The 26,268-nt window shown below is 31.3% G+C and carries 25 protein-coding genes; 8 read left to right on the plus strand and 17 right to left on the minus strand.

Going from position 1 to position 26,268, the window contains the following annotated elements; all coding sequences use genetic code 11:
• Positions 1–9: 9 nt before the first annotated feature.
• Positions 10–573 (minus strand): porin family protein, encoded by a 564-nt coding sequence (locus EYY60_RS13340; protein WP_132989809.1) that lies wholly within the window; start codon positions 571–573, stop codon positions 10–12.
• Positions 574–743: 170 nt separating this feature from the next.
• Between EYY60_RS13340 and EYY60_RS13345 the strand changes: the two genes are divergently transcribed.
• From EYY60_RS13345 to EYY60_RS13365, 5 genes are all read left to right on the plus strand, one after another.
• A complete protein-coding gene (locus tag EYY60_RS13345) occupies positions 744–1,157 on the plus strand; it encodes a GNAT family N-acetyltransferase (protein ID WP_132989810.1) in 414 nt (137 codons plus the stop codon).
• A 259-nt stretch (positions 1,158–1,416) separates the two neighbouring features.
• Complete coding sequence (locus tag EYY60_RS13350) at positions 1,417–1,800, plus strand: hypothetical protein (RefSeq protein WP_132989811.1); 384 nt, start codon at positions 1,417–1,419, stop codon at positions 1,798–1,800.
• A 176-nt stretch (positions 1,801–1,976) separates the two neighbouring features.
• Entirely contained in the window at positions 1,977–3,059 is a 1,083-nt protein-coding gene (locus tag EYY60_RS13355) for an efflux RND transporter periplasmic adaptor subunit (RefSeq protein WP_132989812.1), read from the plus strand.
• A gap of 34 nt (positions 3,060–3,093) precedes the next feature.
• A complete protein-coding gene (locus EYY60_RS13360; protein WP_132989813.1) occupies positions 3,094–6,261 on the plus strand; it encodes an efflux RND transporter permease subunit in 3,168 nt (1,055 codons plus the stop codon).
• Entirely contained in the window at positions 6,254–7,696 is a 1,443-nt protein-coding gene (locus EYY60_RS13365) for a TolC family protein (RefSeq protein WP_132989814.1), read from the plus strand. The genes EYY60_RS13360 and EYY60_RS13365 overlap by 8 nt, the downstream gene beginning before the upstream one ends.
• 102 nt (positions 7,697–7,798) lie before the next feature.
• Here EYY60_RS13365 and EYY60_RS13370 read toward each other — a convergent pair whose 3' ends face one another.
• The 4 genes from EYY60_RS13370 to EYY60_RS13385 form a co-directional block, all read right to left on the minus strand.
• The gene (locus EYY60_RS13370) at positions 7,799–8,296 is read right to left on the minus strand and encodes a YybH family protein (RefSeq protein ID WP_132989815.1); all 498 of its coding nucleotides are present in this window, start codon (positions 8,294–8,296) and stop codon (positions 7,799–7,801) included.
• 106 nt (positions 8,297–8,402) lie between these two features.
• Positions 8,403–9,212: a helix-turn-helix domain-containing protein gene (locus EYY60_RS13375; RefSeq protein ID WP_132989816.1), complete on the minus strand. Its 810-nt coding sequence runs from the start codon at positions 9,210–9,212 to the stop codon at positions 8,403–8,405.
• Positions 9,213–9,363: 151 nt separating this feature from the next.
• On the minus strand, positions 9,364–10,833 hold the full coding sequence (locus tag EYY60_RS13380; protein WP_317128862.1) for a tetratricopeptide repeat-containing sensor histidine kinase: 1,470 nt from the start codon (positions 10,831–10,833) through the stop codon (positions 9,364–9,366).
• A 291-nt stretch (positions 10,834–11,124) separates the two neighbouring features.
• A complete protein-coding gene (locus EYY60_RS13385) occupies positions 11,125–11,328 on the minus strand; it encodes a hypothetical protein (RefSeq protein ID WP_132989818.1) in 204 nt (67 codons plus the stop codon).
• Between the two features lie 560 nt (positions 11,329–11,888).
• On the opposite strand from EYY60_RS13385, the gene EYY60_RS13390 reads away from it, so the two are divergent.
• Together EYY60_RS13390 and EYY60_RS13395 are read left to right on the plus strand one after the other, a co-directional pair.
• The gene (locus EYY60_RS13390; protein ID WP_132989819.1) at positions 11,889–12,536 is read left to right on the plus strand and encodes a hypothetical protein; all 648 of its coding nucleotides are present in this window, start codon (positions 11,889–11,891) and stop codon (positions 12,534–12,536) included.
• A 354-nt stretch (positions 12,537–12,890) separates the two neighbouring features.
• Positions 12,891–13,256, plus strand: coding sequence for a hypothetical protein (locus EYY60_RS13395; protein WP_132989820.1), 366 nt, complete (start codon positions 12,891–12,893; stop codon positions 13,254–13,256).
• An 80-nt stretch (positions 13,257–13,336) separates the two neighbouring features.
• Here EYY60_RS13395 and EYY60_RS13400 read toward each other — a convergent pair whose 3' ends face one another.
• Both EYY60_RS13400 and EYY60_RS13405 read right to left on the minus strand, forming a co-directional pair.
• Positions 13,337–14,689, minus strand: a complete 1,353-nt coding sequence (locus tag EYY60_RS13400) for a GH1 family beta-glucosidase (RefSeq protein WP_132989821.1) — start codon at positions 14,687–14,689, stop codon at positions 13,337–13,339.
• A gap of 242 nt (positions 14,690–14,931) precedes the next feature.
• Complete coding sequence (locus EYY60_RS13405; protein ID WP_132989822.1) at positions 14,932–15,600, minus strand: helix-turn-helix domain-containing protein; 669 nt, start codon at positions 15,598–15,600, stop codon at positions 14,932–14,934.
• A gap of 745 nt (positions 15,601–16,345) precedes the next feature.
• Between EYY60_RS13405 and EYY60_RS13410 the strand changes: the two genes are divergently transcribed.
• Positions 16,346–17,263 (plus strand): hypothetical protein, encoded by a 918-nt coding sequence (locus tag EYY60_RS13410; protein ID WP_132989823.1) that lies wholly within the window; start codon positions 16,346–16,348, stop codon positions 17,261–17,263.
• 358 nt (positions 17,264–17,621) lie between these two features.
• Here the strand turns inward: EYY60_RS13410 and EYY60_RS13420 are convergent, their stop codons facing one another.
• From EYY60_RS13420 to EYY60_RS13465, 10 genes are all read right to left on the minus strand, one after another.
• A complete protein-coding gene (locus EYY60_RS13420; protein WP_132989825.1) occupies positions 17,622–18,032 on the minus strand; it encodes a hypothetical protein in 411 nt (136 codons plus the stop codon).
• 95 nt (positions 18,033–18,127) lie between these two features.
• A complete protein-coding gene (locus EYY60_RS13425) occupies positions 18,128–19,183 on the minus strand; it encodes a type I restriction endonuclease (protein ID WP_132989826.1) in 1,056 nt (351 codons plus the stop codon).
• 100 nt (positions 19,184–19,283) lie between these two features.
• Entirely contained in the window at positions 19,284–19,793 is a 510-nt protein-coding gene (locus EYY60_RS13430; RefSeq protein ID WP_132989827.1) for a hypothetical protein, read from the minus strand.
• A gap of 2 nt (positions 19,794–19,795) precedes the next feature.
• Positions 19,796–21,541, minus strand: coding sequence for a DUF308 domain-containing protein (locus EYY60_RS13435; RefSeq protein ID WP_132989828.1), 1,746 nt, complete (start codon positions 21,539–21,541; stop codon positions 19,796–19,798).
• A 3-nt stretch (positions 21,542–21,544) separates the two neighbouring features.
• Positions 21,545–23,092 carry a DUF4407 domain-containing protein gene (locus EYY60_RS13440; protein ID WP_132989829.1) on the minus strand — a complete coding sequence of 516 codons (1,548 nt, stop codon included), beginning with the start codon at positions 23,090–23,092 and terminating at the stop codon, positions 21,545–21,547.
• Positions 23,076–24,320 (minus strand): DUF4407 domain-containing protein, encoded by a 1,245-nt coding sequence (locus EYY60_RS13445; protein ID WP_132989830.1) that lies wholly within the window; start codon positions 24,318–24,320, stop codon positions 23,076–23,078. The genes EYY60_RS13440 and EYY60_RS13445 overlap by 17 nt, the downstream gene beginning before the upstream one ends.
• Positions 24,317–24,841, minus strand: coding sequence for a hypothetical protein (locus EYY60_RS13450; protein ID WP_132989831.1), 525 nt, complete (start codon positions 24,839–24,841; stop codon positions 24,317–24,319). Before EYY60_RS13450 ends, EYY60_RS13445 begins: the two co-directional genes overlap by 4 nt.
• Before the next feature lie 92 nt (positions 24,842–24,933).
• Positions 24,934–25,215: a membrane protein insertion efficiency factor YidD gene (yidD, locus tag EYY60_RS13455; RefSeq protein WP_132989832.1), complete on the minus strand. Its 282-nt coding sequence runs from the start codon at positions 25,213–25,215 to the stop codon at positions 24,934–24,936.
• Between the two features lies 1 nt (position 25,216).
• On the minus strand, positions 25,217–25,447 hold the full coding sequence (locus EYY60_RS13460) for a hypothetical protein (RefSeq protein ID WP_132989833.1): 231 nt from the start codon (positions 25,445–25,447) through the stop codon (positions 25,217–25,219).
• 150 nt (positions 25,448–25,597) lie between these two features.
• Positions 25,598–26,266 carry a response regulator gene (locus tag EYY60_RS13465; RefSeq protein WP_132989834.1) on the minus strand — a complete coding sequence of 223 codons (669 nt, stop codon included), beginning with the start codon at positions 26,264–26,266 and terminating at the stop codon, positions 25,598–25,600.
• Between the last annotated feature and the right edge of the window lie 2 nt (positions 26,267–26,268).

A 26,268-nucleotide genomic window follows, 5' to 3' on the forward strand; every position in this document is an offset into this window, starting at 1 on the left:
TGAAAGCTTTTATAAAAATTTAAAGCCAACTGAAAAATTTGAAATTCCAGTTTTCAAACTTCTTCCCGAAGGATCAAGATCCGTTACGCCGGCAAGATATCTGTAATCTATTGTAAATCGCCATAAATCAACTCCAACGCCACCTACAAAACTGCTGTTGTTTTTTTCAAAAGCAATAAAATTTAGATTATTGCTGGCATTGATGTCGGAATAATTTTTCCAGTTATATCCAAGAAAAATTCTCACATTGCCTAATTTTCCAAGAGGCAATACTTTTAATCCCGCAAGTAAAGTTGCGTCTGTTCCACCCAATTCGTATTCTGTTTCCCCAACTCCAGTTTGCGAAACGCTGAATTTTGATTGTGCATAACCAAATTCTCCCTGAGCATAAAAGAGGGCCAAATTTACGCGTACAAATCCTGCAAATCCGTAATCTGTTCCTGTGCTTTTAGAGCTAAAATCATCCGTGACAGCCGAAGTTATATTAGTAGAAAATTGAGGACCAACTTGTATTAATTGTGCAAAACCATTTGCACTAATACATAACAATACTGCGAGAATGAATTTTTTCATAAATGGATTTTTTGTTTTCGACTCTATAAAATTAATTATTAAAAATTAATTTCGAATGATTTATCTTATTTATTTTAAGTTATCTTTTTGGAAATGAGTGTAATGCTGTTTTTGTGTTTCATTTAAAATCAAATTGTAAAATGCTCTAAATTTGAAGAAAAGATTAAATAATGAATTCATTAAAAATTACTGAGATTAAACCTTCTCAAACTTGGCAAATTCGTCATGAAGTAATGTGGCCCAATTTGCCTTTTGAATATGTTCAATTAATGGAAGATGATTTAGGGTTGCATTTTGGAGCATTTTTAGATGAAAAGTTGGTTTCTATTGTTTCTTGTTTTTTTAAAGATGATGAAATGCAGTTTAGAAAATTAGCAACGCTGGAAGAATTTCAAGGAAAAGGAATAGCATCAGAATTGCTGAAGCATATTTTTAGCCTTGCGAAGCAAAAAAACAGTGCCAAAATTTGGTGTAATGCACGTACGAACAAAAAAGCATTTTATGAGAAATTCGGAATGGTCGATACACATAAAATTTTCACTAAAGAAGGTCAAGAATTTACAATAATGGAAATTTTGCTATAAAAAAAGCATCGGAATTTGTAAATAAGATGTTTGATGCCAGTTATTTATCATTTTGATGTTTTTTCCATTCTAAATTATGCTTTTTTAAAATAAACGCCAATTCAAAATGAGGCCTCGTTATTGTTTTGCTATAAATTGATCAATTTGGCTGCGAAATGAGCAATGAAGAAAAATGAAATCGTTTTCGTTTATTATGGACATGTTAAGACTTTCTTATTTTATTTTTTTTGTTGCAATCTTTTATTACTTTCGCACCCGAATGAGAAAGTTAATAGTATTTTTAGTATTCATGAATTTGCTTCTGTCAGGCGGAGGCCAATATCTTAATGCCAATACTTTTGATGGTTCTCAACATCATACCTTCGAAAAAAAGCACCGTGTAAAATTCACTAATCAGGAAAGAGGCACTTCAGTTATTGAAGATGCAGATATTGATCTTGGTGAAGATTTGTCAGGAAATGACGATCTAAATGATGGGCTTCCGGTAAAACTTTTTGCAGTTAACTACAGCATACTTGATAGCTGGTATTTGACTTTTTCAGATCAATCTGCAACAAACGAATCAAATCGATTTAAAATCTACGCGCCTTTCTTAGCGCATTCAAATCCTATCTACATTACGCAGCGAGTATTAAGAATTTGATTTAACAATATACATCGGTTACCTCAGCTGTAATCCTGCTATCTTGTTGATGTATATTTTTTTCTACCTCTTCTTGTATATAAGTTTGGTTATATCTATTGGTATCTGATGCATTTTTCCATCCAAAGGAATCACTGTATTCCAAGCATTGAATCGCTTAATTTCCAAACTAAATCATGAAAAGAATTATTTTGTTCACAGGCTTAATGGCCTTTGTGTGCCTAACTAGTTGTACGACTAAAAAAGAAGAAAAAGAAGAAGTTGAAAAATTTACGGTAACAAATCCGATAAAAATTGATACTTCATTTACTAAAGAATATGTTTCGCAGATTAGATCTGTGAGAAATATTGAATTACGTGCCCAAGAAAAGGGGTTTTTACAAAACATTTATGTTGACGAAGGACAGTTTGTAAAAAAAGGCCAATTGTTGTTTAAAATTATGCCTAACATGTATCAGGCAGAATTGCTTAAAGCTCAGGCTGAACAAAAATCAACTGAAATTGAATTACAAAATGCTAAACTTTTAGCAGATAAAAATATCGTTTCTAAAAACGAATTAAGTGTTGCGCAGGCTAAACTGCAATCAGCAAAAGCTGAAGTTTCATTAGCAAAACTACATTTATCATTTACAGAAATCAGAGCTCCGTTTGACGGAACGATTGACCGTATTCCATTAAAATTAGGAAGTCTTATTGACGAAGGTGAATTATTGACAAGCCTTTCAGACAATAGTCAAATGTTTGCTTATTTCAATGTTACTGAGCCAGAATATCTTCAGTATGAAACTAATGTTGCGGGTCGTGCAGAAAATAAAGTAAACTTAGTTTTAGCAAATGGGGATACTTTTAAGTATAAAGGAAATGTTGAAGTAATTGAAAGTGAATTCAACAATGAAACAGGAAATATCGCTTTTAGAGCGAGATTCCCAAATTCTGAAAAATTACTTAGAAATGGAGAAACAGGACAAGTTCAAATGTTCTTGCCTCTTAAAAATGCTATTGTAATTCCGCAGAAAGCTACTTATGAAATTCAGGATAAAAAATACGTTTTTGTAGTAGGGAAAGACAATAAAGTTAGCTCTAGAGAAATTACAATTACTGGTGAAATACCTGATTTATATGTAATAAAAAGCGGTATTACAGAAAATGATAGAATTTTACTTGAAGGTGTTCAGAAAGTAAAAGAAAACGACAAAATTAAATATGAATTCCAAGCGCCTCAAGAGGTAATAAAACATTTACGCGTAAAAGCGGAATAGGTTCTATTGGTAATAATCATTAAAAAATATAAAAATGTTTAATAAATTTATTCAAAGACCTGTTCTATCGATAGTTATATCGTTGGTTATTGTCTTTTTGGGAGTGTTGTCGGTATTGAGTTTGCCAATTACACAGTTCCCTACCATTTCACCACCAATGGTGAACGTTACGGCAGATTATCCAGGATCGAATGGTGAGTTGATGATTAAAGCCGTTGTAATTCCTTTGGAAAGAGCCTTGAATGGTGTTCCTGGAATGAAATATATGGCTTCTGATGCGGGTAATGATGGTGAGGCTACTATAAAAGTAGTATTTAATTTAGGTACAGATCCTAACCAAGCAGCAATTAACGTTCAGAACCGTGTGGCTTCGGTTACAAATAAACTTCCTCCTTTGGTAATTCGTGAGGGTATCAAAATTACACGTGAGGTGCCGAGTATGTTGATGTACGTGAACCTTTACAGTACAGACCCAAATACCGACATGAAGTTCTTATACAACTATGCTGATATCAACGTACTTTCTGAATTGAAAAGGGTAAATGGTATTGGTTCTGGGGATATCTTAGGAACACGTGAATATGCGATGCGTATTTGGTTGAAACCAGATCGTATGCTGGCTTATAAAATTTCTGCTGATGAAATAATGGAAGCATTATCAAGTCAGAGTTTGGAAGCTTCTCCAGGTAAAACAGGGGAGAGTTCTGGTAAACGTTCTCAAGCATTCGAATATGTATTGAAATATTCTGGACGTTTTACAACAAAAGAACAATACGAGAATATTGTAGTAAAAGCAAATTCAAATGGAGAGCTTTTACGTTTGAAAGATGTTGCTAAGGTTGAATTTGGAAGCTCGATGTATGATATCTATTCTAATTTGAATGGAAGACCATCTGCAGCGATCGTATTAAAACAATCTTTTGGAAGTAACGCGAATCAGGTTATCGAAGAGGTTAAAGCAAAACTGGAAAAAATCAAACAAAAATTCCCTAAAGGAATGGATTATGAAATTTCATATGACGTTTCTAAATTCCTTGATGCTTCTATTGAAAAAGTAATCCATACACTTGTAGAGGCGTTTATTCTTGTAGGTTTGGTGGTATTCCTTTTCTTAGGAGACTGGCGTTCAACAGTTATCCCAGCAATTGCGGTACCTGTATCATTAGTAGGAACATTTGTATTCATGACATTTTTCGATATTTCGTTAAACTTGATTACATTATTTGCTTTAGTATTAGCAATTGGGGTCGTTGTCGATGACGCGATTGTAGTTATCGAGGCGGTCCACGCCAAGATGGAAGAAGAACATCTTTCGCCATTTAAAGCGACAAAACAAGCAATGCACGAAATCGCTGGAGCGATCGTAGCGATTACATTTCTTATGGCGGCGGTATTTATTCCGGTAGCGTTTATGTCTGGTCCAGTTGGAGTATTTTACAGACAGTTCTCGGTAACTATGGCGACAGCTATTATTCTTTCAGGTATTGTCGCATTGACATTGACACCGGCACTTTGTGCAATGATGTTGAAAAATGATCACGGAAAACCTAAAAAGAAAACACCAGTGAATCGATTCATTGATGCTTTTAACGAAAAATTCAACTTAGCGCAAGGTAGATATCAAAACGTATTAGGAAAAATCGTTAACAGACGAGCAGTAACATTTGTTGCCTTAATCGGATTTTGTATTGGTACTTGGGCGATAAGCAGTTCTGTTCCTTCTGGATTTATTCCGAATGAGGATCAGGGAATGTTTTATGCAGTTATTCAGACACCTCCTGGTTCATCATTAGAAAGAACCAACAATATTGCAGAGAGAGTTCAGAAAATTGCTGAAACTATTGATGGAGTAAAATCGGTTTCTTCATTGGCAGGATATGAAATTCTGTCTGAAGGTACTGGTGCAAACTCAGGAACATGTTTGGTCAACCTTAAAGATTGGAGTGACCGTAAAGAATCTGTTATTGAGATTATGCATGAAATGGAGGAAAAATGTAAAGATATTGCAGGGGCAAATATCGAATTTTTCCAGCCACCTGCTGTACCTGGATATGGTGCTGCTGGAGGATTTGAACTTCGTTTGTTAGATAAAACGGGTTCTGGAGATTATAAACGAATGGAGAAGGTAAACAATGAATTTGTTGCTGAGTTGAATAAACAGCCAGAATTATCGAATGTATTCAGTTTTTATAGCTCGAGTTTCCCTCAATACATGATGAAAGTCGATAATGATTTGGCACAACAAAAAGGAGTTTCTATCGAGAATGCAATGAATACTTTGTCAACTCTTGTAGGTAGTAACTATGAAATCAGTTTTATCAAATTCGGTATCAACTATAAAGTAATTGTTCAGGCTTCGCCAGAATATCGTGCACAGCCAGATGATATCTTGAAACTGTATGTTAAAAATGATCGTGATGAAATGGTTCCTTATTCTGCTTTTATGAGATTAGAAAAAGTGTACGGACTTTCTGAGATTACGCGTCATAATATGTACACCTCAACGCAAATTAGTGGTTCTCCAGCGGCGGGTTACAGTTCTGGTACGGCCATTAAAGTAATTCAACAAATTGCAGAGAAAAAATTGCCTAGAGGATATGATATTGACTGGGCAGGTATTTCTGCCGATGAGGTTGCTCAAGGTAATCAAGCAATTTGGGTGTTCTTGATTTGTTTAGGATTCGTTTATTTGGTTTTAGCGGCTCAATACGAAAGTTTCATTTTGCCATTATCAGTAATTCTTTCTTTGCCAGCAGGTATCTTTGGAGCGTTCCTTTTATTGAAATTCACAGGATTAGAAAATAATATTTACGCTCAAGTTGCCATGGTAATGCTTATTGGTTTATTAGGTAAAAATGCCGTATTGATCGTTGAGTTTGCGATTCAAAGGCATGCTGCAGGAAAATCGGTTCTTGAAGCAGCTATGGAAGGTTCAAAAGCAAGGTTCCGTCCTATCTTGATGACTTCGTTTGCATTTATCGCTGGTTTGCTGCCTCTTGCTTTTGCAACTGGCCCAGGTAAAATTGGTAACAGAACTATTGGTACTGCAGCTGCGGGAGGAATGCTTATCGGAACTATTTGTGGGGTGTTCTTGATTCCGGGATTGTATTACATCTTCGGAAGAATTGCAGAAAAACACAAATTGGTTAAACATGAAGAAGAAAACCCATTAACTGAAGAAATTGACAACAATCATGTATAATAAATTAAAAGTATATAAATATAGCGCTGCAGTAGGGTTGTGTTTGGCTGTAGTTGGCTGTAAAGCTCCTGCACCTGATACGGCAACCACTAGTGCGCCTGTTCCAGAATCATTTAGTGCTGCTGCCACTCAGGATACAACAAATACATCAACTGTAAAATGGAAAGAGTTCTTTAAGGATCAAAACCTTGTCGATTTGATCGATGTGGCCCTGAAAAACAATCAGGAGTTAAACATGACGCTACAGGAAATCGAAATTGCTAAGAACGATGTTAGAGTTCGTAAAGGACTTTTATTGCCGCAAGTTGGTGTTCGTGCCGGAGCTGGAGTAGAAAAAGTAGGAAGGTATACCAGCCAAGGTGCTGGTGATGCCACTACAGAAATCAAACCTGGTGTTGAAACTCCAGATCCACTTGGAGATTTTACTATTGCAGCGTATGCAAACTGGGAAGTTGATATCTGGAAAAAACTGCGTAATTCAAAAAAGGCAGCTTTAAACAGATATTTAGCAACTGTTGAAGGGAAAAACTTTGTAGTTACCAATCTTATTGGAGAGATAGCTGATTCGTATTATGAATTATTAGCGCTAGACAATCAGTTAGATATTGTGAAGCAAACTATTACTTTGCAATCTAACGCTTTGGAAATTGTGAAAATTCAAAAACAAGCAGCAAGAGCTACAGAACTTGGTGTTAAGAAGTTTGAAGCCGAAGTATTGACTTCAAAAAGTATGGAATTTGATATTTTACAACAAATTAAAGAAACGGAAAACAAAATTAATTTCTTGCTAGGACGTTATCCTCAAGAAATTAAAAGAAGCAACACAAAATTCTTGACTTTGTTGCCAGCTTCAGTAAGCGCAGGGATTCCATCTCAATTGTTGATGAATCGTCCTGATGTTAAACAAGCAGAATTAGAATTGGTTGCTGCGAAACTAGATGTAAAAGTGGCTCGTGCAGAATTTTATCCTTCACTTGACATTACGGCAGCTTTTGGAGTTCAAGCTTTCAAACCATCTTATTTGTTTACGCTACCTGAATCACTTTTATATTCATTGGCAGGAGATCTTGCTGCGCCATTGATCAATAGAAACGCAATTAAGGCTGAGTTTTCAAGTGCAAATGCAAGACAGCTTCAAGCTTTGTACAATTACGATAAAACGATTTTAAACGCTTATTTAGAAGTATCTAATCAGCTTTCTAAAATTGATAATCTGCAAAAAAGCTATGATTTGAAATCACAACAAGTTGATGCACTAAACAAGTCAATTGATGTGTCAAATGATTTATTTAAATCAGCGCGAGTAGATTATTTTGAGGTTTTAATGACACAACGTGATGCATTGGAAGCAAATTTAGAATTGATTGATACTAAAAAAGAACAACTTAACGCCGCAGTTCATGTTTACAGAGACCTAGGCGGAGGTTGGAAGTAGAATACCCATTTTAATTAGTTATTAGTAGAGGCCTTCCGGATTCATAATTCCGGAAGGTTTTTTATTTCTACTAAATTTGATTTCAAAACATTCGTTAATTTTTTATTTGAATTCACGATTACTGCTAAAAGAGTCTCTAAACATTTTCCATCCTTTTTGCGTTTTTTTCCAAAGAACAAGAAATTTTCCATCATCCATTAATTCTCCTTTTGAGTTAAAAGATTGCCAGAGCCCTTCTTCGGTAACAAATTCTTTCCCATCTCCATATACGGCAGTAGTGATGAATTTTCCACCTCTAAGACCATATTCGTCATAGGCTTTTCTAAAAAACTTAGCTGCTCCTTCCTTGCCATAAATTTGAGGAGCATTTGGAAGCATTATTGAGGCATCTTCGGCATAGCGATCTATAAATATCGATGGATCATTTTTGATGAAGGAATCAAAGTATATGGCGTTGCTTTTCTGAATTGCTTCTTTGGCTTCGGCTAAATCATCAGTCGATTTATTTTTTTGGTCTGAATTACAGCTAAAAAATAAAAATGAGGATAGAAGTGAAAATACGAAAAGTTTGAATGTGGTGTAAAAAACATAATTTTTCATGATAAAAGTTTTTAAGTTCTGATAAAAAGAATAGTTTAATATTATTTGAATCAAAGATAGTACGACTAAAAACTTTTAAATTGTACAAATCGGAACAGTTCGATATTTATGCGATTAGCTGGTTTATTGGGAATTGATTTTCTAGATAAGCGGTTGGTGTTATGCCTGTAAATGCTTTAAAATCTCTAATGAAATGAGATTGATCAAAATAACCAGAATCATAAGCGATAGAAGTAAAAGGATATTCGTTTTCTGAAATAAGTTTTAAGCTATGTTGAAAACGTTTTATTTTATTGAATGATTTCGGTGCAAGACCAGTATGTTGAAAAACTAATTTATGCAGATATCTTGGCGTCATCCCATATTTGGTTGCTACAATATGAATATTGTTTTCTGTTGGATCTTTTAGTAAACTAGATAAAATCTTAGCAACCTTTTCAATTTGATGTGTTTTTTTGTTGTTTGCAATGATTTTCTTCAACAAAAAATCTTCGATCAGTTCGATTCTTTTAAAAATATCCAAAGTTTCTAAAAGTTGGGAATGAAGCACTTTTATAGGATTTCCAATTATATCTTCCAAATCTAAAATTTGATCATTAAAAACTCCAACGTCATCATTAAAAAAGTATGCTGCTGAATGCGTGTAAAATCGAATTCCCAACATGGTATGCTTGCCTTTTGATTTAATAGGTAATGGTTTTGTTATTTGGCCCCACAATTCAATTTTTGGCGTTTTGTAAAATTTTTGATTTTCAAGAGATTCCCAAATGCCTTCACCAAGGTTAAAAATTATTTCCATTTCGCCACTTGGAAAAACGGTGTCTTCAAACGCTGTGTCAGAATCTGATTCGAAAATATAGTAATGCTTCAGATACGGCTTTAAAATTTCTGACGGTAAAAAATGTTTGAATTGCATTTATTAATTTTTAGTTTATTAATTAAGTTTTTAAGAGTAACGCTTTAAAAAACAAATAAATAATGCAGGCGCAAAACAAAGTTAGAAATTATTATTGTTTTGAAGAAAAAAGCCTTTCAGAACATTTCTGAAAGGCTTTTTAAGTTTTTGCTTATTTAGGAATAACTATTTTGGTTCTAAAACCTTTGTCTGGTTCTGTTTCAAAATTTATTGATCCTTTAATGGCCTGAATGCGGCTTTCCATATTCTGCAGACCGTTTTTTATAATCTTATCTTTGTCGCAACCAATGCCGTTATCGGTGTAATTGATGAAAATTGAGTTTTGATCGCTTTCAAATTTTATGGCAACAAGATTTGCCTTGCTGTGTTTTTTCATATTTACCAAAAGCTCTTGCAGGATTCGGTTAACGGTAATTTTTTTTATATCATCAATAATGTCCCAGTTTATATTTTCTAAATTATTAAAAATGATATTTCTTTCACGTGTGTTATAAGTCGAAAGCAGTTCTTTTATGTTTCTGGTGAAATTTGCACCAGTATCAATTTTATTATTTTCTTTTGAAATTCCCCTTACACGGCCATAAATATCATCCAATTTTTGAAGAAGATTCTCTTTTGTATTCTCTACAGACAAAGGCTGAGATTCCGTAAAAGCAATTACGTTAAAAACATCGTTTGCTAATTCATCATGGATTTTTTTAGCAATTCTGGTTTCGGTTTCATATGAAGCTTTAAATTCGATTGCCTTGTTTTTATTTTTATAATAGCGTATTAGGATTGCTATTAAAATGACAAGGAAAACAAATATGATTACTAATACAATTCGCAGAAATTTTTCTTTTTGAAGCGCTAACTGGTTTTCAGCTTTTTCTAAACGAAGTTTTTCATTTTCGTCTTTTTCTTTTTTAGCATCATATTTAATTTTGGCGAATTTATTTTTGAAGTTGTTTCTAACCTTAATGATACTATCGTTTAGCGTAAAATACTTTTGAACATATTTTTGTTTTTTAGGGCTGTGGTCATTTGAAATTAAAATTTGCAAGGCTTCTAATCTTTCATCAACACTGTTTAGTTTTGTGGAAATATTGTATGCTGTTAGTGCACTTTCATCAGATTTCTGAACGTCTTTTTTGGAATAATAATCTGCTAAATGAAGGTAGCTTTCAATAGTTCTGTAAGTGTCATTGATTTCATTTCTTTTTTGGAGTGCTTTATTCATTAGATAAAATCCTTTTCCATCCATTCCCTTTTTAAAATAAGCATAACCCAAATTGTCTTGAATTGTAGGTATTGTACTCGGTTTAAATTTGTTGTATGGTATTTTTCTGTTCAGAATAGATTCCAGAAGTGTAATTGCTTTATCGTATTTTTTTTGTTGAATGTAGATTGGCGCAATATTACTTATAGGGCTTAGTTTTTCAATGGAATCGGTTTGTTCTTTTGCAGACTCTTTATAATAAAAAATAGCATCATCATAAAAAGAAAGTTCTTTGTCAGCAATACCAAGCAAATGATTTATAGACGCTGTATAGACGCTGTTTTTTTTGACATAATTTAATGCTTCGGTTAAGGTTTCCTTACTACCATAATAATCACCATTGACTTGCTGTATTGATGCCATTTCGATTAATATATATCCAATATTGGCACTATCTTTTAAAGTCTCATAGAGTGCTTTAGATTTGTTAAATTCAAAAAAAGCAGTATTAAAGTTTTGTTTTTCGATGTTTTCAATCCCTTTATTTCGTAAGCTAAGCGCTTCTTTCTGAGTAGCTTCTGTGTTAGGGCTGACGGTCTTTTTTTCTTTACATGAAAAAAGAGAAAGAAGAATTATAAAATAAAAAAACGGGGACCGTAACATATAAATTTACTTTCCCCGAAAATAGTAATTAATTAGATACTAAAAAATATATTATTCATCAGCTGGTGGTGGCGTTGTTGGTGGAGGTGGATTCTTGGTTCCATCATCACCAGGTCCATCATCAGCAAAGGTATCTTTTGCTGGATTAATAGTTTTTTTTGTTTCTTGTTTTGGTTGCGTTTCAAACTCATCCGGAGTACAAGAAAATATAGTGAACATTAACGCAATAGCGCTAAAAAATAATAGCTTTTTCATTTTGATTTGATTTAGAAATTAGACATAGGTATTGCTGTCCGGAGTTATCCAGAGTTTGTTATTGGCAATACCAAATTGTTTTGGGAAGTTGATCGTGTAGAACTGTAAGACGTAATTTAAACTTCCCGAATAAACTCGGTCTTACGGTTTTCCACAATGTTAATTAGAACTAGTTTTTTATTTTTGTTTTAGTCTGCAGACAAAACTTGAACTAATTTCTTATGCAAAGGAAAGGCACTTCTAGGCTACTGTAGATAAGGAATTCCCGGAATTCCTGCGTTTTCCTGAGATTCCTGAAATTTCCCAATAAAATAAAAATGCAATGCCTATTTTTTATTAAATGTTGTTTGAATTTAGATGAATCTCTATTTTAATAGAGGTAAAAATCCCGAAGAAAGTTGGGTGAACTGAAAAAAAAAGTGGCAATAATGTGGAATCAAAATAAAAATTGAAAACGCTGAAAATAATTTGAATTTTAGAAGTCAAAAGTAAAGGCATATAAAAAGATTTAGATTAAAAATGAAAATAAAGACCCCAGAGAGTTTCTTAAAAAAGACAAGATGAATAATACATTAGAAGAGTATAAAAAGGCGATTAAAATTAAATACGAACTCGAAAAGGAGGGAAAACACTTTGATTATTTGTTTAGTCCATCTCGAGGAAAACTCCGCGATTTGTGTTGGCTTATTTTCGAAAACAATCCAACGCAAGATGATTTGAATGTTTTTAAGAATTTATTGTGTTTAGATTTTGATCATACAAAAAAGAATAAGTTTAAGGAGCAAAAAGACAAGTTTAGGCCAATCGAAACCTTTTTTAAAGGCGAAACAGATCCATCAAATATTGACGCGATAAATCTTGCGGCAATTCTGGTTGATTTTCAGCCGCGCCCTTTTAAAAAGTTTAATGAAAAGTGTAGAATTGAGGAAGCTAAAATGGCTAAAAATGCAGAAAGAATTAAATCAACTGCTGAAATCGAGAATGAAGTCATAGAATCGAAGAGTTTTGTGAAAAATGAAAATAAGGAGTCTAAAGAGTCTCCTGAAAAAGGAAATCCTTTTTTGGATTTAAAAGACCTATATTCTAATTCTAAAAAAATAGCTCAGAACATACCGCTTAAAAGAGTAATTAAGATTGCAATAGGAACGGTCTTACTGGCGTCTTCTGCTTGTTTAAATTATGTGCAGAAAAAAGATAAGGCAGAATAATTTCCAAATGAAGATTGAAAGCATTTTGAAAAATAAAATGCAATAAAATGGAAAAAGAATAATTTTTTGAAGTGTAATTTAGGCATGTAAATAATTTGTTTTTTGGCATATATTGTAGTGGTATTTATACTATAAAGATAAGAAAAAAATCTCGTTAAACCTAATAAAATCAGTAAAATAAGTGAATTTTTTCATCTTTTTTCAGAACTTTTTTTGTGTTTTTTTATTGAAAATTGCTTTATAAATGGAAAGGATTAAATTTGGTTTTTAAACTGATTTGGAATAAAATTATTTATATTTATAAAAGAGTAAAACAATCTGATTTGGGTCAAGAATCAATTTAAAATATTATATATGAAAAAGCTTTTAATACTATTAATTCTTTTATCTGCTTTTGGCTGTAAAAAATACGTAGTGTCGTTTGAACAGCCAACGAATATGAAATTGGATAATTTAAAACTGGAAGTGTTTCTGGACAAAACAAAAGTTCAGGATATCAACTTAAAAGCAACGGATGAAATGCCAACTTATGAAACAGCAAAATTTTCAATATCTGATGATGGAAAACATGTGATTCAAATCAAAACAAAAGATACGACCTTTAGTTATGATATAAAATATCCAGAAGAAAAATATATTAAAGTGACAGCCCACTTACAAAGCAACGGTAAGCTTTATATCGGAATTCAAAAGCAGAATTATAAATTCAGATTTCAATAACAGATGATCGATCTTATTTCACATAAAAAAGCCTTTCACATATAATGCGAAAGGCTTTTTCTATTTTTAACGAATAAGTTTTAGGATAAAAAATCTTTAAACCATAATCCAGAATTTTTTATGGTTCTTTTCTGCGTTTCAAAATCGATATGAATTAATCCGAATCGGGCATTATAACCTTCTGCCCATTCAAAATTATCAGTTAAAGTCCAAACAAAATAACCGTCAACATTTAGGCCTTCTTCTTTGGCTTTTAAAATTTGTTCCAAATGATCTTGAATGAAATGTGTACGTTTTATATCATACACTTTTCCATTTGTAACGGTGTCAGGAAAAGCGGCGCCGTTTTCAGTAATTATGATTTTTTTGATGCCTTCGTAGCTGTTGAATCGTTTTAAAATATGATAAAGCGCTGGTGGATAAACTTCCCAGCCCATTTCGGTGGAAATAACATTTCGTTTTTCGGCGCTTATTAGCTCGGCACCAATATATGGCGTCAATAATGATGCTTTTACAACTTCTCGAGTGTAACATTGAAGTCCGATGAAGTCAAAGTCGAACGCAAGATTGTTTCGATCATCTTCAAGAATATAATTATTCAATTTTTTTAAAACCGGCAGATCTTCCTGCGGATAACCAAGACCTAAAAGCGGTTCTATAAAAGTTCGGTTTAGCAATGTATCAACACGTTTTGCTGCTTCGATATCCTTTTGATTTTGAGAAAAAGGTTCTATATGTGTGCAGGAAAAAGTTGTTCCGATATTTGCATCTGCAACATTTTCACGGAGTTTTTTTGCGCCAGCAACTGTTGCTAAAGTCACATGATGCATGGCTTTGATATAATTTGTGATGCCTTTTTTTCCAGGCGCATGAATGCCCAAAAAATATCCTGCGCCAGTAAAAACAGAAGGTTCATTAATGACCATCCAATTTTTTACGCGATCGCCAAAATGTTTAGCACAAATATCCACATAATCTGAAAACCAAGAAACAGATTCGCGATTGGTCCATCCGCCTTTTTCCTCAAGTGCATGTGGCAAATCCCAATGATAAAGTGTCACCCAAGGTTCTATTCCTTGTGCCAAAAGTGAATCAATAATTTTATTGTAATAGTCGATTCCGGCTTGGTTTACAGGATGAATTCCTGTTGGCATAATTCGAGTCCAAGATATTGAAAATCGAAAATTAGGAATATTTAATTCGCGAATCAGACTAATGTCTGTTTGATACGAATTATAGAAATCACAAGCAGTTATAGCATGATGCCCGTTTTTGATTTTTCCTTTCTGAGTGGTAAAAACATCCCAGATCGAAGAACCTTTTCCGTCGGTATCATGAGCTCCTTCAATTTGGAAAGCGGCGGTTGAAACACCCCACAAGAAATCTTCACCAAATTGATTTTTGTTCAAAAATGATTTGTCAATTTTATTCATTCAATTACTCTTCCCTTTTTAATTTATTAATGAAGGAAAGAAGATTGCATTGCTCTTAAAAAAAGCCATTCTTTGAATGATACTAGAAAATTTAGATTAAAGAATTTCATAACTTTTTGTTTTATTCAAATTAAGAAAACTAATGTGAATAAATTGTAAAGTCATTATTATCAAATGATTAAATACGATAAAAGTTCCAGAAAAATCGGTGAAAAGCGCAAGAGAAACCTTTGGGGACAATCTTAAATAATCCCCATATCTTTTGCAATATAAACAAGCTGAACCGTATTACTGGCTTTAAAAAAATCTTTCAGTTTGGACAATCTTTTTTCAATGGCGCTTTTGCTGTTGGGCTTTATATTGGCATTTTTGAAAATTTCGATAATATCGTCTTGCGATTTTCCTTCAGCAAGGTATTTCAGAATTGTAATATCGATGTTATCAATTTCAAAGCTGTTTTTTTCTTGAAGTACAGAGGCAATTTCAGGCGAAATAAATTTGTCGTCAGAAGCTGAAATAACCCCGATTGCTTTTTTAAGTTCTTCAATGCTGTTTCTTCCTTTCAAAACAAAAGCATTTATTGCGGCATTTTCAAAAAGTGATTTGATGCGGTAGCTTTTGTCCTCTACAGAATAAGTTAGAATTTTAATATTAGGCTGGATTTCTCTTGTTTTCTGTACCAATTCATCACCGCTAGTAAGTTTTACCTCTCGATGATCTGTTTTGAACGAAAGGTCGCTTATCAATAAATCATAAGGTTCATTGTCTTGAATCGCTTTTCGTATTTTTAAAAAGGCATCGTCACAATATTTGGAATAATCGAAATTTTTAATTCCTAAATCTTTCAGGACTTGTTCGATTCCAAAACTGATGCTATCTAGATCTTCGGCTATTATTACTTTTTTAAACATAAAAAATTATTTAGGCATGGATATCTTTACTTTAAAACCTTTATCAGGTTCAGTGTCAAAATTAATGGTTCTCTTTGTAAGCAAAATACGGTTTTCCGTATTTTGGAAATCATTTTTCAAAGGAACAGCTGTTTTGCCTTTGCATGAAATAAGAAAAACAACTATAATGAAACATAAAATAGAGATCCCAGCATAAGATTTACTTTCGCCGAAAGTAGTAATTAATTATTAAGTACAATTTTTTTATTCATCTTTTGGCGACGGTGGTAAAACATCTTCTGGAACCATCGTAGGTATAATTTGATTTTGCAGGCTCTATTTCTTTTTTAACACCATCATATTTATCATGATAACAAGAAAATAATATTGTGTTCAAATAGGGCGAAAAAATATTTTTTCTTTTTTATTATGGCTTAAAAATTTGGCATAAGCATTGCTATTCAGAATTGTTCTGAATCGTTTTTTGTGCAATGAAACTTTCTGTTTGCGAAGAAAAGCGCATGAAATAGTAAGTCTTGATTTAGGCTTTCCTCCTAAACTAAAATTTACGGTTTCCCGCAATTTATAGGCAAACTAGTTTTGTACATTTGTTATGATCGCGAGTCAAAACGAGAACTAATTCGAAGGCAAAGTAATCATGTATTTTCCTCTGAATTGAGAAGGAAATCCGAATATTCCAAATATTCCTGATTTTCTTGAAAAATCCGAGAATTAATGCTAAAAATCCTGAAAATCCTGAATGTATATGGACCACATTACACGATGCAACTATGAAAAAGCTTATAAAGAAGCTATACGAAGAAAATATAATAGCGAAAAAGAATTAGGGGAAAACTCTAATTATCTGGAAACACCTTCTCAAGCCCATTTGAGAGATTTATGTTGGAAAATATTACGTGAAAATCCTGCTCCAGACGATTTAAAAGTGTATTGGGATTTTAAAGGTGTTCCTTTTGATAAAAATATAGAAGATACCTGCACAACTTATACGGATAAGTATAAAAAAGTAGGCGCATTTTTGAAGGGGGAGAAAGAACCTCTAAAAATTGATACCGTTGATATGGCGGCAATTTTGACCGATTTTCAGCCAAGACCTTTCAGAAAATTTAAGGCTAAAGCAATGTCTCAAGAAGAGCAAATTACTGTTTTTGGTGCCGACGTTTTAGACAAAAATGAAATGGAGAAAACTGCGGAAAACTTGAACCATTCTGAAAACGTAGTTTTTGTGAAAACGCCAAATAAGAAAAGAAAAATTAGAATTTATAAGTCAAAATTTAAAATGTTTCGAATGGCATCAATAACCGCTGTTGTTTGTTTAATTGGTGTTATTATTTATCTGGCGCTTCCGCAGAAAGAGTGTATGCAGTGGTCTGGTGATCATTATGAGCTTGTTAGATGCGATTTGAAATCACAAAGTTCGCTTACACGAAATCCAGTTGAATTATTAGATGAAAGTTTGGTTCATTTGCAGAAAGTAGATATTGATGATAATACTATTTGTTTTGATAAATATGGACGCGCTATCATTTGGTATGCCCAAACTGCTAATGGAATTGACTTTTTTAATGGTCACGGAAGGCATCCTGAAAATAACATTGCATTGAAACCAGTCACAAAAGATATTTTTCGAAAGTACGCACATAAATCTAGTGCAGAAAAATAAATAAAAAACTCCCAAAATAGGCTTTGTTTTGGGAGATTTTTTATTTGATGAGGTTTATTTCTCTCTTTGATTTTATTTTTTAGTTAAGAAGATTACATCATTCATAAAATAGCCATTGAATGATAAAAAAAAGAAATTAATCTTCCCAACCACAAAGAGTCAAACCGTATCCTTGAGCTTTTTTAAGGGTAACCTTTGTAATTTCATGATTACAAGAACTTAGTCCGCGGCAGTTTGCATTATAATGATATTTCTTGGCACCTGTTGGACCGCATAAATATACTGTCGTTTCGGGAGGACAAAATGAAGTTAAAAAAACGAAGAGAAGTAATAAAGTATATTTCATTTTTCATCTAATTTATTTTACTACTAATTGATATTCATTTCTGTTATTATCAAACGCTTTTAATTTTCCATGAGAAATCCATTCTGTACAAATTTCTAGCTCAGGAATACTATCTGTTATTAAAATTCCTGCACCATATTTTCCTTGAACATTTATATTTCCAAAAACTGAATCGCCTCTTGTATTAATTCCTTTTACATCATAATTGTATTCGTAATGACCTGGAATTCCAGTGCGGTATTCATATTGATAAGTTTTATTTACGTGATAAGTTTTAGCTTCTTCTGGTGTAATGGTTTTTCGGTCGTCTGCGGTAACTGATTCCTTATAAAACGTATTGATGTGCTGTGGAGGCAGAGCACCAGATTTTTTGCAAGAATAAAACGTAAATAATAAAAGCAAGATGAGGTATTTTTTTTGCATAGGCTATCAGGTATTTAGGTTGGAGTTAGAAGCTTTATTTAGTTGCTAAATCTAATTAAGATGGAGTTTATTAAGATAAGTACTTATACGTGATTTTATTCTGTTTCGTAAATTGCGACTGTGTCTAATAACTCTTTTTCAAATTGATAAATATCATCAATTGATGAAATTGAAATTTTAGATTCGATTTTATTATCATTAAAAAGACTTATATATTTTTTACCACCATTAAGATGTAGTCTGCATAAAGGTTTACGATTATTATCGTCTAGTAAAATTCCAAAATAGGATTGCGTATCGCGATAAACAATTCTGTTAATTGAGAGTTTTCGACGTAAAATGGCAACCACTATTCGATAACCGTCAAGTTCTTCTTCAGTTGTATTAATTTTATTGTCGTCTTCAATAACTGAAATTTCTTCGACTTGCTGTTTGATTGTTTCTTTAGTTAAAGCGGCATTTAAACGATCATTAATTTTATCATTGATAAATTGATTTACTGATTTTTGAACCAAGTCTTTAAATTCATCAACAACTTTTTCAGTCAGTCTTCCTGCGTAAACTTTATTGGCAAAAAGTTTTGTAAAATCATTTGAAGGATTTTCTAATTCTGCACTTATCTGCTTTTTTATTTCTTTAATGTATTTTAGAGAACTTGCATTACTTACAATATTATTGACATCAAAATTGGCTTTATGAAATTTTGCAATTTCGTTTATTGTATTTTCTTTTAGATTGCTGATGTCAAATTCTAAAAATGGTTTTTCATCCATTTTGTTTTGATCATCTAAATCGGTAAAAAATTGATACGTAATGCCATTTGTCAAAAGCGCAAACCGGGTTTTTGTAACATGAAAATAACGGAATAACTGCGAATTATGAACCGTAAGATTTTCTTTCCAACTTTTGCATTCTACAATTATAATAGGCTCTCCATTTTGAAAAATAGCATAATCAACTTTCTCTCCTTTTTTCAGTCCAAGATCTGCGGTAAATTCAGGAACTACTTCTAACGGATTAAAAGCGTCATAACCCAAAATATGTATGAAAGGCAACACAAAAGCATGTTTTGTAGATTCTTCCGTTTCAATTTTACTTTTTAGCTGATTTATCTTATCGGCAAGCGATTTTAATTGAATATTCATTTCCATAAAATATTGATTTTAAGATTAGTTATTCAAAAGTAAAACCTGTAAAATCAATATTTTATGGAAATCCGTAATCGGGTAAAAATTTGTAATCTATTTATAATTAGTGATAAAACGGAGTATCAATTGTTGGAGTAAACCATTTTAAAAAATGTTCAAAAATGGTAATTAGAGAAAAAGTAAATAGTATCAATAAAAAACCTTTTAGAAGATAATAACCAATATTTTCCTTTTCAATCTCAATACTATCTAATCTTTTACCAAATGATAATTGCAGTATTTTTTCAACAGTAAAATAAGATATGAAAGTGAAGAAAAAAGTAAAGCCAATAAAAATTGTAATTTTTTGCATTGAGATCAAAAATGTATTTTCTATTGTTTTTGAATAGATGATTATTTCAATTGAATTTTCTATTAATTCTAAAGCAACTTTTAAGAATAAGAAATAAGTAACGAGAATTGAAACATGCCATATAGTATATGAAAGATTTATTTTTTCTTGTTGTTCAGATTTGATGTTTAATTTTTTTGCTAAAAATTGAATTGACATTAGCATTAATAAAGTTGAAACTATTGCTACAATACATGTAAAAAATAAGCTTTGTTTGTCCATAATTATTTTGATTTTAAAGATATTCTCCAGTTGTTTAAATTTGAAATTTCATTTGGTATATTTCCAGGTTTAGCATTTGGAGCTGTTGTTTCCCATAGAATATATTTTTGGTTGTTATAATTATAAGCAGTACCGTTAATTGGCAAATTAATTCCAATTATTGAGTGTCCATAAAATTCACTACTCATAAGTGCAATATCATAATTGTAATGAGTTAGAATACTGTACAATAATAATGTGCGTGTGTCACAGTCGCCTTTTAGATTTACTAAAAATTCTACAGGAGTATTGATTCCAAATCGTTGATTTCCATTACAATCTCCTTTATTGCTTGAAAGATAATTCCTTGTAAAACGATCACTGTATAAATTAGAATTGCACTCTTTATCAAGTACTAAAGCATATGGTATATCTTGAACAAATGTTACAATCATTTCTGCAAATTGTATTTCGTTTAATTTTTTTGTTTTACCAATACTATCAAAAAGTTGAAGTAGGCTATTAAAATTATTTTTATCAAATTCTTTTAAATCAAAAATAACCTTATCATAAGCATTCATAGTATTTGAGCTTAAAGGAAGACTTTGCTTGAACAGATGAGCTTTTTTATAATCACTTAATTTAATTTTATATTGACCTTCATATTGGTTTCCAGAATAATCTTTCCATGATCTATATCTTGTTATGATACTATCATTTTCAATATTTTGGTCTTCATGCTTAGTTTCGTCAATGGGAATATACGGAGCTATTTCTTTTGGTGAATCAACAATTAGCGGTTTTGGGTTATATGTATGTGATTGTGTGCTAATAGAATGAATTAGAGAAGCAATAAATCCAATTAAAAATAATATTCCAATTATTCTAAATAATGGTTTGAAAAATGATCCAAGATTACCTAAAATTAGAATAATTGCGAAAAGGGAAATAATATATAAAATGCTTGGAAGCATAAATATTATAAATGCTAATCCGAATAAAATGCCAAGAATGCCAATACCTTGACTTGCGCACCCTGGATTATTGCCAATATTATTACGAGATCTAAAATTTAATGGCTGACTATTTTTTAAATATTCCCAATTACCCCAAACATTATCATTATGATTTTTGCATTTATATTCTCTTCGTATATAATTGTTTTTAATTTCTGTTTTACCTGTTTCAATATTGCTACATACACAAATTAAAGGAGTTTCTAGAATAGAAGTTACTTCATCTTGAGCCAGAATGACTTTTTCTCCGATTTCTCTCGTTTCATCAATAATATATCCTGTAATGTAAGCATTAAAAGATCCGAAAATTTCATCACCTTCTGTTTGGTGAAGCTTTCTTATTATTTCAAATTCAAATAATTTTGGTTCTAATACATTTACTCCAAATAATTTTTCATTTGCAGTTATTGTAACGGGAAGATCTTTTGGTAATTTTTCTTTTGGAAATTTATTCCCTTTTATTCTTTTCCTTTTAATAACATTTTCAAAATCTCTAGGAAAAATAAATGGTTCGTTAGCTCTAAAGTCATCACGACTTTCAGTTGTTACATTTGCTTCATAAATTTCAAAATCAAACAAATCAGCTTTCTCATAATCGTCATCGATTTTGATACCTCTATATTTTCCAGAAATAATTCCTTTTAAATATGTCTTTCTTGGTATAAGAATTTCACATGTAATTTTTTTATAGGTTAGATTGTCTTCTCCTACAAAAGTTTCTTCATTGATGATATTTACTACTTTATCTAGCATTTTCTAATCGTTTTCGGGTTTTTGATCATAGAGAAATTCTAGTAGTCCTTTTTCATCATTTGAAGTCTTTGTAATTAACCTCATTTTAGTTCTAAAAGGAGAATCTAACCAATATTCATATTTAAACATTTCTTCGTCCGTATATTCTTTATTAATAGATCTTACAATCTCATTATATTTTTGAATATTAAACTTTTTTAGTTTTTCTAATAGGGGAGCTAATCTATTTAATGATTCTCTGTTGAAATAGGATATATTATGAGATAATTTTTTTGTAAAAAGCTTTTTTGAATGGTCGTATTCTTCTAAAATAATGCGATGTTCAATTAACATTCTTTGAAAATAATAATCTGATGTACTAATACTATTTATGTTTACTGATTTTATTTTATTTTCTAACCAATTAAAATTAGTTGTGTTTATAAGTTCTTGCCTTAATTTGATAATATCTGATTCGTTAGTTTCTTTGGTCTTGAATATTCTCGAACATAAATCACGAGCTTTATATTTAAAATAGATTGGTAGTAAGAATATTAAACAAACTACTGTTGTAACAATCCATGAAATTGGATTTCCAGTAAATAATAACTGAATTGTTTTTACATAAAAATTACTTTTATCTAAAAGAATATTTAAAGAATTGTAGTTGTCAATTTTATTTGTGACTAAAGCATTTAGTTTTATTTTGAAGCTATCAAAATCTGTTTTAAGAGAACCTTCTACAGCTATAGAGTTGATATCTATTAGAAAATCCTGATCTGATGTTAATTCATTGTCTAGCAAATTTTCAAGGTCATTTAATATTTTTGCTTTCTGTAATTCTTCTTTATTGCTTAAACTAAATTTGTTATCAATTTTATTAAATTCAGCTAATTGCTTTGTTGCCTTGATAATAAATAAACTATCTGTTTTAATTTTTAAATCGATTACACCAATTTGTTTTTTTAAAGAGTTTACTTCTCTATAGCCTACTTTGCTGATAATTTTAGAATTGAAGTCTTTTTGATTTAGAAGCTCTTCTTTAATTAATTGTTTATTTGTTAATGTATATAGTTTAATTCTTTCCGAAATCTTATGTTTTTCAATGTCACTTTGTACTGAGAAAGAAAGAAGAGATACATTTAAAGGCTGGGCAATAATAATAGCTAGTAAAGCCATAAAGCCAATTCTCAAAATCATAGAAAGATTTAAAGAACTGTTTTGGTTCGGATTTATTTCTTCGAAATTGTTATTAGAACTTTTATTCTTTTTTCTTTTTGATGATAAAGGGATTATTGCTGGTGAGATAGTATGAAGTAACAATAAATACATATTGACAACTACTGCTCCCCAAATAAGACCAATGATGATGCCAAAAATGTGAGCTCCGTTAAATAATGAAATAATGAAAAATGTTGCACTGAAAAAGCATCCAATAAATATCAGAAGAACAAAAAAGCCAAGTAAAGCAAATCTTTTCTGGATTCGTTTATTACATCTTTTTAAAATGTAATTATCTTCTCCAGAACAGGTAAATAAAAAAAGCCGAATTTCGTTAACTGCTTTGTTCATTTTTCTCGATTGAATTTATATAAGCATCCAGATTATTATCTATTTTACTCATTTCTCTTTCTTTATATTTTTTTACAGCGTATTCTGTAAGTTCTTTTTGAATTTCAGTAACTTTTATTTTTTCAAAAATTAACTTTTCAGCTTCATGATTAACTACCAAATGTTTTTCAACTCCCTGTTTGTCTTTGTAATAATCATATTTTACTTCAATCCCGTATTCTGCCTTAATTAATTCATCACGATTTTCTGCTAAATAGTCATAGGTAGTTTTGGTTAGCATTAACTTGAAAAAAATAGGAGTAAGTTCTATTGCCATGAACAGTAAGGTGATAAAAAGAGAAATCCAGAAACCAGCTACTTCATGAGCAATTTTTATACGTTCAAGCAAACCATCGAGACCATTGGCTATTTTAGTATTATCACTCCTTTCTTTATCTTTTTCTAATCGCAACTGTTTCTTTTTAGTATTTAAATCATTTAGTTCTGACTTATTTATTTCATCGAATCTATTTAATTCTGCTTCTAGTTTTTCTTGTTGAACTTTTAAAGCTCTTGCTACAGGACCTTCTCCTTGTCCTCTGCCTCCCAGACCTTCAGAGGTTTCTTTTCGATATTGAGCTTCATAATCTTTAATTCGATTGAGTAAATCGGCTCTTTGATTTTCAATTTTTCCGAAATCACCTAGTAAAAGTTTTTCTCTTTCGGCATATGTTTTATCAACCTTTGATTGATATTCTACTTGTTGTTCAAGTTGCTTTTCTCGTAATTTTATATCAATTTCTGTTTTGAACATTCGGATTTCTACGGGTTTTGAAATTGTCATGGCTATAATCATTCCCATTAAAATTCTAGGTAGAGCACTTTTTAATTCTCCTATAGTTATGGCTTCAGTTCCATCTCCTTTTCCCGTACTTGTTACAATAAATCGGTCAATATTGAATATCATTAATCCCCAAACAATTCCAAAAAAGATAGCGATACAAATAGTTTGTAAATCAATAGGATTATCGATTGCAGATCCTCTGGGTTCGAATATGGTATAAAAGGCATAACCTCCTGCAATACCGGCTAAAGCACCAGTCGCAAAAACAATTCCTCCTAAACACATATATTTTATTTGATCAGAATAGGTAGCTCTTTCAAGTAAATAGCGATCGCCACCCGCACATTTCCATAAAAATCGCATTAATGCACTCGATTCCGGTAGTTTGTAATATTCTCGTGTCATATAAATTCGTTTTGGTTATAAGTATTATGTTTGAAATTAATTGCTTGATATTTTATATTAACTTTTGCTGTTTCTATTTCTGGTTTTGAAATAGAAATCTCGATTAGAGGATGAGTTAATCGAGGAATTAGATTCTCTTTCAGATTTAAGGAAAGATTTGAAAAATTTGTTTTGAAACTTTGGTTTTCTATTTTTAGCGTTGGCTCAAATTTTAGCGAATATTTCTTTTTTCTAAAAAAACCATGAATTACTATATCCATGCTTGGAGATATATTTTCTAGATTGAAAATTTTGATGCTCTTTTCTAAAGTTTTTTTATTGTTAAATGAATACCACAAAGCATTATCAAATTCATAATCAATTATAATAAAGCTATTTCTAAACAAATGATTTGTTTCGTAGTTTAATTTTAATAGCTCAATATTTTTATTTTTCTTAAAAAGAATAATTAGAAATCTGATCAATACTGTTTTAGTAAAGGCTATCTGTTTGAATAAATATTTTAGATGGTGTGAAATCAAAATTAAAAGGCTTTAAGATATATGATATTAAATAAAACTAATTAGAATTGAGTCCTTCAGAAAGAGTACAAATACCTGATTTCATATTATGATTAATTAATTAACCTTTCAGCAATTTCTTCTCTGTCAATTATGATTTGAGAAGGAAGAATCATTTCAATTTTATTGTCTATTGGATTTTGAAAAATGGTAAAATTTCCTCTGCAGTTTTTATATCGAAATCGGAATGCTTTCAGACCATTTATGAAACCTTCCTTTTGAGTCGTTTCAAAAACATAATTGGAGCAAGATTTCTTAAAAATGCATTTTCTTCTTTTAGATTGAGGAATTAATATCCAATACAATTGAATAAGTAATAGAACGAAATATTTCATTTTATTTTTCAAAAACGATTAAGTGTGTGAAAAGTGTTTGTGCAGGTCTTGCTCCAATTCCAAAACATCCTAATTCTGCATGAACAAAAGTTGTAATGTTTTCTACTCGGACATATTTCCATCCTTTATCAGTATGATATTTTATCGCACTTTCTAATTGTTCTGCAATTTGTACAGATGCGTCTTTCTTTAAATCGATTGAAGCGGCAAATGGTATTACTTTGTGTTCCATAATTTTTTTTAAATTTTAATTAGTTGATTAATAACCCAAAAGTAAAATCAATAAAACCAGTATTTTACGGAAATCCATAATCCGTAAAATTTTAAATTTCGGCAATAAAAAAAGCCCCCGAAGGAGCTTTAAAATAGGAATAACAGGAATTTAAATTATTCCCATATCTTTTACAATTGAAATCAAATGAAGCGTATTATTGGCTTTAAAAAAGTCTTTTAATCTCGAAAGTCTTTTTTCCATAGCACTTTTGCTGTTCGGTTTAGTTCCTAAGTCTTTTAGAATTTCTATTATTTCATCTTGAGAAGTTCCGTTGGCTAAATGTTTTAAAATCTTAATATCCAATTCTTCTATTTCGAAATTGTTTTTTTCCTGTAAAGCAGAAGATATTTCTGGAGAAATAAATTTTTTATCAGAGCTTGAAATCAGATTGATTGCTTTTTTTAATTCTTCAATACTGTTCAAACTTTTTAAAACAAAAGCATCTATTTCGGCATTTTGAAAAAGCGACTTAATACGAAAGCTTTTGTCTTCGACAGAATAGACAATTATTTTAATATTAGGCTGTAATTCGCGTACTTTTTGAACCAGTTCATCTCCATTTATAATATTGGGTTCACGATGATCTTTTTTAAAGGAAAGATCGCTAATTAATAAATCAAACGGTTCATTTTTGTGAATTGAGGCGCGTATTTTTAGAAATGCATCATCACAAAATTTAGAATGTTGGTAATCGGCAATATTTAAATCTTTCAAAACCTGTTGAATTCCTAAATTCATTGCATCGATATCTTCAGCTATTATTACTTTTTTAAACATAG

Source organism: Flavobacterium zhairuonense, assembly GCF_004352915.1.
GTDB lineage: Bacteria > Bacteroidota > Bacteroidia > Flavobacteriales > Flavobacteriaceae > Flavobacterium > Flavobacterium zhairuonense.